General features: G+C 59.3%; 10 protein-coding genes. 6 read left to right on the top strand and 4 right to left on the bottom strand.

From position 1 onward, the window contains the following. Positions 1 to 84 precede the first annotated feature (84 nt). The 4 genes from secA to AC1UK9_RS21870 all read left to right on the top strand — a co-directional run bounded on the left by secA (position 85) and on the right by AC1UK9_RS21870 (position 5906). Positions 85 to 2820 carry a preprotein translocase subunit SecA gene (secA, locus tag AC1UK9_RS21885; protein ID WP_025112770.1) on the top strand — a complete coding sequence of 912 codons (2736 nt, stop codon included), beginning with the start codon at positions 85 to 87 and terminating at the stop codon, positions 2818 to 2820. Between the two features lie 122 nt (positions 2821 to 2942). After that, on the top strand, positions 2943 to 4160 hold the full coding sequence (argJ, locus tag AC1UK9_RS21880; protein ID WP_108563086.1) for a bifunctional glutamate N-acetyltransferase/amino-acid acetyltransferase ArgJ: 1218 nt from the start codon (positions 2943 to 2945) through the stop codon (positions 4158 to 4160). Positions 4161 to 4332: 172 nt separating this feature from the next. Beyond that, on the top strand, positions 4333 to 4965 hold the full coding sequence (locus AC1UK9_RS21875) for a glutathione S-transferase family protein (protein ID WP_482578482.1): 633 nt from the start codon (positions 4333 to 4335) through the stop codon (positions 4963 to 4965). Beyond that, positions 4962 to 5906 carry a Nudix family hydrolase gene (locus AC1UK9_RS21870; RefSeq protein WP_482578481.1) on the top strand — a complete coding sequence of 315 codons (945 nt, stop codon included), beginning with the start codon at positions 4962 to 4964 and terminating at the stop codon, positions 5904 to 5906. The genes AC1UK9_RS21875 and AC1UK9_RS21870 overlap by 4 nt, the downstream gene beginning before the upstream one ends. A gap of 123 nt (positions 5907 to 6029) precedes the next feature. Here AC1UK9_RS21870 and AC1UK9_RS21865 read toward each other — a convergent pair whose 3' ends face one another. From AC1UK9_RS21865 to AC1UK9_RS21855, 3 genes are read right to left on the bottom strand one after another with little or no spacing between them, the layout of a single operon-like run. Further along, positions 6030 to 6614 (bottom strand): cob(I)yrinic acid a,c-diamide adenosyltransferase, encoded by a 585-nt coding sequence (locus tag AC1UK9_RS21865; RefSeq protein WP_025112774.1) that lies wholly within the window; start codon positions 6612 to 6614, stop codon positions 6030 to 6032. A 3-nt stretch (positions 6615 to 6617) separates the two neighbouring features. Further along, positions 6618 to 8654: a sensor histidine kinase gene (locus AC1UK9_RS21860; protein WP_473013386.1), complete on the bottom strand. Its 2037-nt coding sequence runs from the start codon at positions 8652 to 8654 to the stop codon at positions 6618 to 6620. Positions 8655 to 8699: 45 nt separating this feature from the next. Next, entirely contained in the window at positions 8700 to 9617 is a 918-nt protein-coding gene (locus AC1UK9_RS21855; protein ID WP_473013385.1) for a putative 2-dehydropantoate 2-reductase, read from the bottom strand. Positions 9618 to 9757: 140 nt separating this feature from the next. Between AC1UK9_RS21855 and AC1UK9_RS21850 the strand changes: the two genes are divergently transcribed. Both AC1UK9_RS21850 and AC1UK9_RS21845 read left to right on the top strand, forming a co-directional pair. Further along, entirely contained in the window at positions 9758 to 10243 is a 486-nt protein-coding gene (locus tag AC1UK9_RS21850; protein ID WP_025112777.1) for a YajQ family cyclic di-GMP-binding protein, read from the top strand. A 151-nt stretch (positions 10244 to 10394) separates the two neighbouring features. Further along, positions 10395 to 11237 carry a mechanosensitive ion channel family protein gene (locus tag AC1UK9_RS21845; RefSeq protein ID WP_102355034.1) on the top strand — a complete coding sequence of 281 codons (843 nt, stop codon included), beginning with the start codon at positions 10395 to 10397 and terminating at the stop codon, positions 11235 to 11237. A 116-nt stretch (positions 11238 to 11353) separates the two neighbouring features. On the opposite strand, the gene AC1UK9_RS21840 is transcribed toward AC1UK9_RS21845, so the two are convergent. Next, entirely contained in the window at positions 11354 to 12703 is a 1350-nt protein-coding gene (locus tag AC1UK9_RS21840; RefSeq protein ID WP_025112779.1) for an OprD family porin, read from the bottom strand. Positions 12704 to 13398 lie beyond the last annotated feature (695 nt).

Genomic DNA, 13398 nt, shown 5'->3' with positions numbered 1-13398 from the left:
TCGTTCGCATGCGGCCATGAGGGCTGCACGGGCGACGCTCACGGGGCCGCCCTCCATCCCTTTAGTGTGGAAGATCCTGCCGATATGTTTGCGCCTTTGTTAAAGAAACTTTTTGGAAGCAAGAACGAGCGTGAAGTCAAACGCATGCTCAAGACGGTGCAGCTCGTCAATGCCTTCGAAGAGCAAATGGTGGCCCTTTCGGACGATCAATTGCGCGCCAAGACCAATGAGTTCAAGGCCCGCATCGCCAAAGGGGAAACCCTCGACAAGCTGCTGCCAGAAGCCTTTGCGGTCGCCCGTGAAGCCGGCAAGCGCATCATGGGCATGCGCCACTTCGACGTACAGCTCGTCGGTGGCATGACCTTGCACGAAGGCAAAATCGCCGAAATGCGCACCGGTGAGGGTAAAACCCTCGTAGCGACCCTGGGTGTTTACCTCAACGCGCTGTCCGGCAAGGGCGTGCACGTTGTGACGGTGAACGACTACCTGGCGCGTCGTGACGCCAACTGGATGCGTCCGCTGTATGAATTCCTCGGCCTGACCGTCGGCGTCGTGACGCCGTTCCAGCCGCCGGAAGAGAAGCGTCTGGCATACGCCGCCGACATCACCTACGGCACCAACAACGAATTCGGTTTCGACTACCTGCGCGACAACATGGCGTTCAGCATGGAAGAAAAATTCCAGCGCGAACTCAACTTTGCCGTGATCGACGAAGTCGACTCCATCCTCATCGACGAAGCGCGTACTCCGCTGATCATCTCCGGTCAGGCCGAGGACAGCTCCAAGCTGTACATGGAGATCAATAAACTGATCCCGCAGCTGCAATTGCACGTTGAAGAGGTCGAAGGCGAAGTCACCAAGGCTGGCCATTACACCGTTGACGAGAAGACCCGTCAGGTCGAGCTCAACGAAGCCGGTCACCAGTTCATCGAAGACATGCTCACCGGCGTCGGCCTGCTGGCTGAAGGCGAGAGCCTGTACTCGGCACATAACCTGGGCCTGCTGACCCACGTCTATGCCGGTCTGCGTGCGCACAAACTGTTCAATCGCAACATTGAATACATCGTGCAGGATGGCCAGGTCGTACTGGTCGACGAACACACCGGTCGTACCATGCCGGGCCGCCGTCTGTCCGAAGGCCTGCACCAGGCGATCGAAGCCAAAGAAGGCCTGAACATCCAGGCCGAGAGCCAGACCCTGGCGTCGACCACGTTCCAGAACTACTTCCGTCTGTACACCAAGCTGTCCGGCATGACCGGTACCGCCGACACCGAAGCGTTCGAATTCCACCAGATCTACGGTCTGGAAGTGATGGTCATTCCGCCGAACAAACCGTTGGCGCGTAAAGACTTCAACGACCTGGTGTTCCTGACCGCCGAAGAGAAGTACGCGGCCATCGTTGCGGACATCAAGGAAAGCATGGCGGCCGGTCGTCCGGTGCTGGTGGGTACTGCCACCATCGAAACCTCCGAGCACATGTCCGCATTGCTCGTGAAGGAAGGCATCGAACACAAGGTCCTGAACGCCAAGTTCCACGAAAAAGAAGCTGAAATCATCGCGCAGGCCGGTCGTCCGGGGGCTCTGACCATTGCCACCAACATGGCCGGTCGTGGTACTGACATCCTGTTGGGCGGTAACTGGGAAGTTGAAGTTGCGTCGCTGGAAGACCCGACCCCTGAGCAGATTGCCCAGATCAAGGCCGACTGGCAGAAGCGTCACCAGCAAGTGCTGGAATCCGGCGGTCTGCAGGTAATTGCCTCCGAGCGTCACGAATCGCGTCGTATCGACAACCAGTTGCGTGGCCGTGCCGGCCGTCAGGGTGATGCCGGTTCGAGCCGCTTCTACCTGTCGCTGGAAGACAGCCTGATGCGCATTTTCGCCTCTGACCGGGTGAAGAACTTCATGAAAGCCCTGGGCATGCAGCCGGGCGAAGCGATCGAGCACCGTATGGTGACCAACGCGATCGAGAAGGCGCAGCGCAAGGTTGAAGGCCGCAACTTCGATATTCGTAAGCAACTGCTCGAGTTCGATGACGTCAACAACGAACAGCGTAAAGTGATCTATCACATGCGTAACACGTTGCTGGCCGCCGACAATATCGGTGAAACCATCGCCGATTTCCGTCAGGACGTACTCAACGCCACCGTCAGCGCCCACATTCCGCCGCAATCGCTGCCAGAGCAGTGGGATGTGGCCGGTCTGGAAGCGTCGATTGCCAGCGACTTCGGGGTGAAACTGCCGATCCAGCAATGGCTCGACGAAGATGATCACCTGTACGAAGAGACCCTGCGCGAGAAGCTGATGGTCGAGCTGATGGCCGCGTACAACGAGAAAGAGGACCAGGCCGGTGCCGAAGCGCTGCGCTCCTTCGAGAAGCAAATCGTACTGCGCGTCCTGGACGACCTGTGGAAAGACCACCTGTCGACCATGGACCACCTGCGTCACGGCATCCACCTGCGTGGCTACGCTCAGAAGAACCCGAAGCAGGAATACAAGCGCGAGTCGTTCACGCTGTTCTCCGAGCTGCTGGATTCGATCAAGCGCGACTCGATCCGTGTGCTGTCGCATGTTCAGGTGCGCCGCGAAGATCCGGAAGCCGAAGAGCAACGCCTGCGTGAGGAAGCTGAAGCACTGGCCGCCCGCATGCAGTTCGAACACGCCGAGGCCCCTGGTCTGGACCAGCCGGAAATACTGGGTGAAGAGGTCGATGTGGCCCTCGCCACCGCGCCGGTTCGCAACGAGCAGAAGCTGGGCCGCAACGAACTGTGCTACTGCGGTTCGGGCAAGAAATTCAAGCATTGCCACGGGCAGATCCAGTAAACCCCGTTTCAATCGCTGAAATACCCGCGCCGCGACCGGCTCCTGCCGTCGCGGCGTTTTGCCATTTAAACCACCGCCATCACTGTGAGCGGTGCTGACATCATTGAGTAAGGAGCGCATTCATGGCTGTTGGTCTTGGTCCTTTGCCAACGTTGCACCCGGTTGCCGGTTTTGAACTCGGTATCGCCTCGGCCGGCATCAAGCGCCCCGGGCGCAAGGATGTGGTAGTGATGCGCTGCGCCGAAGGTTCGACCGTGGCCGGCGTGTTCACGTTGAACGCTTTTTGTGCCGCTCCGGTGATCCTGGCGAAAAAACGTGTACAGAACGCCGTGCGTTACCTGCTGACCAACACCGGCAACGCCAACGCCGGCACCGGTGAGCCAGGCCTGGCTGCCGCCGAGCGCACGACCGCGAAGCTGGCTGAACTGACGGGCGTCGATGCCAGCCAGATTCTGCCTTACTCCACCGGCGTGATCGGTGAGCCACTGCCCGTCGAGAAGATCGAAGGCGCACTGCAAGCGGCGCTGGACGACCTGTCGGAAAACAACTGGGAAGCCGCCGCCACCGGCATCATGACCACCGACACCCTGCCCAAGGGTGCCAGCCGCCAGTTCCAGCATGACGGTGTGACCATCACCGTCACTGGTATCAGCAAAGGTGCGGGCATGATCCGTCCGAACATGGCGACCATGCTCGGTTACATCGCCACTGACGCCAAGGTCTCCCGTGACGTGCTGCATAACCTAATGCTCGACGGCGCCAACAAGTCGTTCAACCGCATCACCATCGATGGCGACACCTCGACCAACGACTGCTGCATGCTGATCGCCACCGGCAAGGCAGCACTGCCTGAGATCACCCGCGCTGAAGGCGAGCTGTTCGCCAAGTTGAAGCAAGCGGTGTTCGAAGTGTGCATGGACGTTGCACAGGCCATCGTGCGTGACGGCGAAGGCGCGACCAAGTTCGTCACCGTTGAAGTGAATGGCGGCGGCAATCATCAGGAATGTCTGGACGTCGGCTACACCGTGGCGCACTCGCCGCTGATCAAGACCGCGCTGTTCGCTTCCGACCCGAACTGGGGCCGCATTCTGGCTGCCGTTGGTCGTGCCGGCGTGCCGGATCTGGATGTGAGCAAGATTGACGTGTTCCTCGGCGACGTGTGCATCGCCAGCCGTGGCGCTCGCGCAGCGACCTACACTGAAGCGCAGGGCTCGGCGGTGATGCAGCAGGAAGAGATCACCATCCGCATCGAACTGGGTCGTGGCGATTGCAGCGAAACCATCTGGACCACCGACCTGTCGCATGAATACGTGAAGATCAACGCCGAGTACCGCACCTGATCCAAGACCGAGTCGTGGCTTTCGCGAGCAGGCTCGCTCCCACACGGTTTTCTGCCGTACACACAGTTTGTGTGCACTGAAGATCCTATGTGGGAGCGAGCCTGCTCGCGAAGACGGTGGTCCAGACACCGCAAGTCCCAACGCTTTTCCACTGACGAAAAGGCGCCACACCATGTCCCTGCACCTGATCATCGGCGACAAACTGCTTTCCTCCTGGTCACTGCGTGCCGCACTGGCCGTTGAGCTGACCGGCGCACCCTACAGCGAAGAACTGATCAAGCTCGGCAAGCCCGATACCCGCGAACGGCTGCTCAAGCATTCGCCGACCGCCAAGGTACCGCTGCTGCAAACCGCACGCGGCACGATTGCCGACTCTCTGGCGATCGCCGAATACCTGGCCGAACAGTTCCCGTCCGAACAGCTCTGGCCGAGCGATCTTTTCGCTCGCGCCCAGGCCCGCTCTGCGTGCGCGCAGATGCACAGTGGTTTTTTCGCCATGCGCAATCAAATGCCGTTCAACCTGAGCCACGACGCGCCGCTCAACCCGGTGCCGCCGGAGGTCAAGGTCGATATCGAGCGCATGCTCGCGCTGTGGGCGGAATGCCGTGCCGTTGCCACTGAGCCGGGGCCATATCTGTTTGGTCGCGTGAGCCTGGCCGATGCGTTCTTCGCACCGATTGCCGTGCGTCTGCGTACCTATCAGGTGCAGTTGCCAGCCATCGATCAAGCTTATGTTGAAACCGTCTACCAATGGCCCGCCTTCAAGGCGTGGCAAAAGGCTGGACTGGAGGAGTTGAACCCGTGAGACGCGTACACGTCGCCGCCGCCGTCATTCGTGACGACAGTGGCAAGATCCTGATTGCCCGCCGTGCCGACACTCAGCATCAGGGTGGTCTGTGGGAATTTCCCGGCGGCAAGGTCGAGGCTGACGAATCCGTCGAGCGCGCGCTGGCTCGCGAGCTTCAGGAAGAGTTGGGCATCGTCGTCGGTGCTGCTCGTCCGCTGATCAAGGTTCGCCATGACTACCCGGACAAGCAGGTGTTGCTGGATGTCTGGGAGGTGTCGAGCTTCAGTGGCGAACCGCACGGTGCCGAAGGTCAGCCACTGGCCTGGGTGACTGCGAAGGAGCTGGTGGGCTACGAATTTCCGGCTGCCAACCAGCCAATCGTCGCCGCCGCGCGTCTGCCCGGCGAATACCTGATCACCCCGGACGATCTGGAGACACCGGCCTTGTTGCGCGGCATCCAGAAGGCGATTGCCGGTGGGATCAAGCTGATCCAGTTGCGTGCGCCGAACGGCTATGACCCCAAATACCGCGACCTGGCGGTGGATGCGGTCGGCCTGTGTGCCGGCAAGGCGCAGTTGATGATCAAGGGGCCGTTCGAATGGCTCGGCGATTTCCCGTCGGCCGGTTGGCACATCACCTCGGCTCAGTTGCGTAAATACGCAGCGGCGGGGCGGCCGTTGCCGGCGGAGCGCTGGCTCGCGGCTTCGTGCCATAACGCCGAAGAACTGGCGCTGGCCGAACAGATGGGCGTGGATTTCGTCACCCTGTCGCCGGTACAGCCAACCTTGACCCACCCGGATGCGCAGCCGTTGGGCTGGGAGCAGGCGTCGACGTTGATCGAGGGCTTCAGCAAGCCGGTGTTTCTGCTCGGCGGGGTAGGCCCGGCGGAGCGGGAGAAGGCCTGGGGTGTTGGGGCGCAGGGTGTTGCGGGGATTCGGGCGTTCTGGCCAGAAGCTTGATTGCGTAGTGAGGCTGACGGCCTCTTCGCGAGCAAGCCCGCTCCCACAGTTGATTGCAGTCCAACTGAAGGAATTCGATCAACTGTGGGAGCGAGCCTGCTCGCGAAGGCGTCTTGACCAGCGCTACACCTCTGAAGGTTTTGCCGCCGGCTGCCACAAAATCTCTGCAATCCCCTGCCGCCGCGCAATCAACCGCGCCGCCACAAACAACAAGTCCGACAACCGATTTATGTACGCCAGGCCAACCCCGGCCAATGGCTCTATCGCGTTCAGATGCTGACAACGCCGTTCGGCACTGCGCGCCAGGCTGCGGCACACATGGGCCTGGGCGATCAGCATTGAGCCGCCGGGCAGAATGAAATTCTCCAGCGGCCCCAACTCCTCGTTCCACACATCGATTGCCGCTTCCAGGCGTTCGATTTCCGCTGTGTTCAGCGCCTGATATTCCGGCATTGCCAGCTCACCGCCCAGATCGAACAAGCGATGCTGGCAGGGGGCGAGCACTTCAATCAGCTCATTCAACCCCGCAAACGCCTCACGCTCGGCGAGCAAACCGGCCAGCAGCACGCCGACCTGACTGTTCAGTGTATCGACTTCACCGATGGCTTCGATTCGCGGATGGTCCTTGGGTACGCGGCGGCCATCGCCCAGGCCGGTTTCGCCTTTGTCGCCGGTGCGGGTGTAAATCTTCGACAGGCGAAAGCCCATGGGTTACCTCGTCAGTTGATTGGTTTCGGCCGCGATGGCTGCAGGTTGCGACAGGGGCAGGCGTAAGGTGAAGCAGGTGCCTTGGCCCGGTGTGGACTGCACTTCCATCTGCCCTTTGTGATTGTTGGTGATGATGAAGTACGACACCGACAGCCCCAGCCCGGTGCCCTGGCCGATTTCCTTGGTGGTGAAGAATGGCTCGAAGGTGCGTTTGCGCACGTTCTCGCTCATGCCGATGCCGTTGTCCTCGACCTGAATCTCGGCCCACGGTGGATTCAGCCGGGTGCGCAGGGTGATCCGCCCCGGCTCGCTGTCGTCTTCGCGCTGGTGAATGGCTTGCGCAGCGTTTTTCAGCAGGTTGAGCAGCACTTGCTCCAGTTCGTTGGCGGTGCCTGGCACCGGGCCTAGCGCCGGGTCGAACTGACGGATGATCGCCTGGCCCTTGAAGTCGAAACCGATCGCCAGATCGAAGTCGTTGCCGGCAATCTCCACCGCCTGATCGATCAGCGCCGGCAAATCGCACGGTGCCATTTGCCGCGTACTGCGCCGGCTGAAACTGAGCATGTGGGTGACGATTTTTGCCGCCCGGGCGCCGGCCTGCTGGATGCCGTCGAGCAGTTTCGGCACTTCGCGGTTTTGCAGGTACAGGTTGACCGTGTCCAGTTCGATGCCGAGTTGTTCGGCGGTTTCGAGGTTTTTCGGCAGGTCCGGCGACAGCCGTCGGCGAATGTTCTGCACGTTGTGCAGGATCGCGCCGAGCGGGTTGTTGATCTCATGCGCCATGCCGGCGGCGAGACCACCCACCGAGAGCATCTTTTCCGACTGCACCATCATTTCTTCCAGCGACAGGCGCTGAGTGATGTCATCGATACGGATCACCACGCCACGCCCGGCGCCACCCATCAGCGGGTAAAAGGTCAGGGCGTAATGCTTGGGTTCATCATCCTTGAACCAGGTCACCCGCTCGATCTTCGCCACCGTGTGTTCTTCCACGGTCTGCTTGAGTTGCGGCAGAAACGGTTTGAGCGGCTCAAAGGCGAGGAAGATCGGCTGGTTCAACGCCTCATCCAGGCGCGTCCCGGAGAGCGCGCTGGCCTCCTGGTTCCACTGGGTCACGTAGAGCTGTTCGTCGAGGGCGATCAGCGCCGAGGGCATGGAGTCGATGATGCTGTTGAGGTAGTTCTGGAATCCGGTGAGTTTCTTCTCGATCTTGCTGCGCACCTGGACTTCCAGTTCCAGCTTGCGGTTGGTGTGGCGGGTTTCTTCGGCAAGGCCCTGAGCCTGATCGTAAGCGGCTTGCGAATCGTCACGGGCGCGTTTGAGTTGCTGTTCGCGGGCTTCGATGCGCGAGAGCATGGTGTTGAACGCTTCGGCAAGGCTGCCGATTTCATCATGGTTGCCGCGTGAGGCGCGCAGGGCGTAGTTCTCCTCGCGGGTGACCTGACGCGAGAGTTCTTCCAGTTGATGGATCGGGCGAGTGATCAGGCGTTTGATCTGCCGGGCAATCACCAGCCACAGCAGCACACTGAAAATCAGGATGCCGAGACTGGCGGTCAATGTGCCGGTGTAGAACGCCATCGGCAGTTCACTGCTGGCGACCAGCAGCAGATGCCCCGGCTCAGTCCCCGGGCGGGGCAGGGTAATCAGCTGATTGCTGCGAAATTCGGTGAGTTGCCAGGCTTCGACATGCCGATAGCGTTCCGGCAGATTGAGCTTGTCGCCGCGCTGAACCTGAGCGATCCGGTCGCCCTTGCCGTCGTACAGCGCCGCCGCGCGCAACGGCGAGTAGCTGTCGAGTTCCTTGAGCAGGCGTTCGGCGCTTTGCGGTGACTCCAGGGCCTGTGCAACCAGGCTGGGGTTGGATATCAGCCGGCCGATGGTCTGCAGAGCCTGCGGCGCCATGCTTTCCTGGGAGATGTAATAGGCGGCGCTGATAAAGGTCAGGTTGGCGACCAGCAGAACGGTGGTCAACAACACCAGCAGGGCGGCCAGCAGTTTCTGGCCGACCGGCAGGTTTTCAAGGCGCTGGCGCAATGGCATCAGGTTTATCGCAGCAAAGGAACAAGTGGCCAGCGTAGCCGCTGCTCAGTCGCTGGGCAATCCAAGGCTGTGCAGATGGCCGACCAGACGCTGCTGCAATTGCTTGAGGTGCGGCAGGTTCAGTTGATGGCGCGTGGCGACTTTGCAGGCGTGGCCCAGCAAGTAGCTGATTTCGGTACGGCGCTGGTTCGCTACGTCCTGATACATGGAGGAGTAATTGGCCGCCGTGGCGTGGATCACCCGCTCGACTTCCTGTTGCAGATTGACCGCCGCCGCCGGTTGGCCACAGCGCTCCAGCAACTCTGCCAGCTCATTGCACAGCGTGGCGACTTCGCACTGATGCTGCTCAAGCCCGCCGTTACGGCAGTTGTGGAGCACGGTCAACGGATTGATCGCGCAATTGAGCGCCAGTTTGCGCCACAGGCGGGTGAGGATGTCGGTGCTCCATTCGTGGGGGATTTTCGCTGCTTGCAGGTCGTCGAGCCAGATCGGTGCCACCGGGTGCCCGGCATCACCCAGCCAGGTGAAACCATGACCGGCGAACACCACGCGCCAGTCACCGTCGCGGAACGCGCCTTCGGTGCTGGAGGCGCTGATACAGCGCGCCTGCGGTACCAGTGCTGCGACGGCGTCCTGACTGCCGAGGCCGTTTTGCAGCAGGATCAGTTCGGCATCTGCCGTCAGGCGCGGGGCGAGGCGGGCGACGGCGCTTTCGGCGTCATAGGCCTTGCAGGCGACCAGCAGGCGGCGGATCGGTTCTGCATCGTCCGGCGTTTGCGCGGGGACGGCATAGGTGTTGGCCTCGCCGTGTTCGACCAGGGTCAGGCCATCCGCCGCCTGATAGTCGCGCAAACGCTGGGCATCACGCACGATCAGGCGCACCGGCAGACCGGCCCGGGCCAGGCGCGTGGCCCATAGCGTGCCGAGACTGCCGGCGCCGAGAACGTGCCAGGGGGTGGACATCAGTTTTTCACTCGGTAAGGTACTGGCATGCAAGGCTCGCCGTATCGGTGGGAAAAGACCCGTTATAATGAGCCGGATTTTAACCGCAAGCCAAGCGCGCTCCATCCTGATCGAGCGCGACTTTTTATTGGAGAGATTACATGCCGTCGTTCGACGTGGTATCCGAACTGGACAAACACGAACTCACCAACGCGGTCGAGAACGCCGTGAAGGAACTCGATCGTCGTTATGACCTGAAAGGCAAAGGCAGCTTCGAGTTCAAGGAAAAGGACCTGACCGTCAACCTGACCGCTGAAGCCGGGTTCCAGCTGGAAGCGATGATCGAGATCCTGAAGCTGGCCCTGACCAAGCGCAAGATCGACGTACAGTGCCTTGAAGTAAAAGACGCTTACGCCTCGGGCAAGCTGATGAAACAGGACGCGATCCTCAAGGAAGGCATCGACAAGGAGCTGGCGAAGAAGATCGTCGCTCACATCAAGGAGGCCAAGCTCAAGGTACAGGCCGCCATCCAGGGCGAGCAGGTACGTGTGACCGGCAAGAAACGCGATGATCTGCAGGAAGCCATTGCTGCCCTGCGTGCCAAAGAGTTCGGCATGCCACTGCAGTTCAACAACTTCCGCGACTAAGCTCGGTCAGATGACCTGTGGGAGCGGGCTTGCTCGCGAAAGCGGTGTGTTCGGCAACTCATTGCTGAATGACGCACGGCTTTCGCGAGCAAGCCCGCTCCCATTTTTAATTTGTAAACAGCCCGGGTAGCCGGAAATCAGGAGATGGAAGATGGATTTGAACGCTGAAGTAGACAACCTGGTCAAGGCATCCCAGGCGTGGATTCCGATGATCATGGAGTACGGCAGCCGCGTGCTGCTGGCGGTCATTACACTGGCGATCGGCTGGTGGCTGATCAACAAGGTCACGCAAAAGCTCGGCGGCCTGCTGGCTCTGCGCAACGCCGACCTGGCGCTGCAAGGCTTCATCAGCAGCCTGGCGAACATCATTCTCAAGGTGCTGCTGATCGTCAGCGTGGCCTCGATGATCGGTGTCGAAACCACCTCGTTCGTGGCGGCAATCGGTGCTGCAGGTCTGGCCATCGGCCTGGCGTTGCAGGGCAGTCTGGCGAACTTCGCCGGCGGCGTGCTGATTCTGTTGTTCCGTCCGTTCCGTATCGGTGACTGGATCGAAGCGCAGGGCGTGGCGGGTACTGTCGACAGCATCCAGATTTTCCATACCGTGCTGCGTACTGGCGACAACAAGACCATCATCGTGCCGAACGGTAACCTGTCCAACGGCATCATCACCAACACCAACCGTCAGCCAACCCGTAAAGTTGTGTTCGATGTGGGTGTGGATTACGAGGCTGATCTGCAGAAAGCGCGTCAGGTGCTGCTGGATCTGGCCAAGGATGACCGTGTCATGCAGGACCCAGCACCGCAGGCAGTGATTTCGACGCTCGGTGACAGTTCGATCACTGTTTCCCTGCGTGTCTGGGTTAAAACCGCGGACTACTGGGATGTGATGTTCATGTTTAACGAACAGTCGCGTGATCGTTTAAAGACTGCCGGTATTGATATCCCGTTTCCACAGCGTGTGATTCGTGTGGTGCAGGAGTCGGCAACACAATGATAGGTTGCTAATTAAATGCCTGACTTGTTGGTCAGGCATTTATTACAAGTGACAGGCAATAAAAAGGCCCATCCGAAGATGGGCCTTTTTTATGCTTCCAAACTAACCACTGACAATTACAGAATGTTCAGTGGGTATTCGGTGATCAGGCGGAACTCTTTAACGTCGCCTTCGCCTTCATCAGCGTTAGCAACGTGCCAGGCTTGACGAATACGGAAGGACAGATCTTTCGCAGGGCCAGACTGAACAACGTACTTGGCTTCGAAGTTGGTTTCGTGGTGTTTGCCATCTTCACCGTAAAGACCGGCGTAAGCGCTACCCGCTGGAGTGTGGGTACCGTCGATATCCCAACCTTTAACGTAGCGAACCATGAAGCTCAGACCAGGAACGCCATACTCGGCCATTTTCAGGTCGTAACGGGCTTGAAGGGATTTCTCGCCTGCACCGTTAAAGTCGGAGTACTGGATGGAGTTGGCGAGGAAGATCGAGTCGCCACCACGGTTGTTCTTGCCCACGCCGATGTAGTCGAACGGGGTGTCGCCGTTGACCTTCTGGAAGGCCAGGGTGAAGGTGTGTGCCTTCAGGAACGACAGGGCGGTTGCCAGCGAGAAGGCGGTGTTGCTGATGTCGCCCGCTTTGGCGCTGCCGGTGTCGGTGGTGCGGTAGATGTTGAAGTCGGTGTTCAGCGAAGTATCACCACCGAACGGGGTGGTGAGGTTCACGTTGGCGTAGTACTGGTTCCAGATGTCTTCCAGTTTGGCGCCGTACAGCGATGCAGTCAGGTTGTCAGTGATGCCGTATTTACCACCGAAGTAGTCGATATTCTTGGCTTCAACGCCGGCGTAGGTGGCGTAAAGGCCGCCATCACGGGCGTTTTTGTCCTGGCTGGTAGCCGAGTAGAAGTGACCCGCTTCGAGGTCCAGATCTTTGACTTCGCTGCTCTGCAACTGGAAGCCAGTAGCAGTTTGCGGAAGGATACGGGAGCCGCCAACAGCGAATACCGGGGCAGTGCTTGGCTGCATGTCACCGAATTTCAGTTCGGTTTTGGAGACGCGGAACTTGATGGCAGCGCCGGCTTTGCCTTGGCTTTCATCAACGTCGTGGGCATAACCGTTGGCCTTGACGGAGTCGCTACGGCTCATGTTGCCAGTACCGGAAGTACCATCACCGCCATCCAGTTTTACCGCCAGGTAACCGAATGCATCGATACCGACGCCTACGGTGCCTTGGGTGTAACCGGAAGTGAAGTTACCGAGAAAGCCCTGGGTCCAGTCTTTCTGGTCGTGGCCGCCGTTCTTGTTGTCGCGGTTGAAGTAGTAGTTCTTCAACGTCTCGGTGAGTTTCGCACCTTCAACAAAACCTTTGGCTTCTGCCTGGTCATCTACAAACGGTGCGGCCGTAGCCAACTGAGTACTGGCTGCTGCTGCAACGGCCAGTGCGATTGTGCTCCACTTCATCACGCGCATCGTGATTTGCTCCTTTGGTTTTAGAAGAGTACTGCCGTCCCACCTGTTTTATTATCTGGGCGGCTCTTTCTTTTTGTGTCGGCGCAAACTTATATCACGCCGACAATGTTGGCGATACTTGCACATACAACCTTTCACGTTCTTTACGACGACGTCGCAAATGGCTTGGTTGATGTCGCAAATTCACAGTACCAATGCAGCCGGACTGACAACTTTATCGCTGTTTCTGGGCCTTTTTGCATCGGTAAAAAAGAGTCCCTGGCAAAACACTTGAATCTCCATTGGGGCAACCCTGCCACCGTATTTGTTGGTCTCAAGCTCCCACTTCCCGTGGTGCGCTTATAGACCATGTGTGTCTCAATGCAACAAGCGTGCACAAATCGCCAAGTTGTCGCGTTTATTTTTCCGAACAGCTGCCTGTGCCTGTGAAAACCTTGTGAAAACGGGGGTTCAAGCCCTTTTGTATCAGGAGCTTGACGCACTCCCTTGCATGGTGTTGTCACGTTGGAATTGGGGCGTGACAACCAAAAACGTTACCGGTTCACCCCATCGGTGAGTATTCGGCGGATGCTCGACGCACTGAGCGTAGACGCACTGTGCGGTTTTGGTGCAAAAAAATTACACGCTGTACAGGATTCATACAGTTCAGCGTGAGCGTGCAGTCAGGTGCAGCAGGTGTTTTCAGGTATTTTTGG

The organism is Pseudomonas sp. AK-TSAG1-1, assembly GCF_056821665.1.
This window is presented reverse-complemented; position numbering and strand designations above follow the sequence as displayed.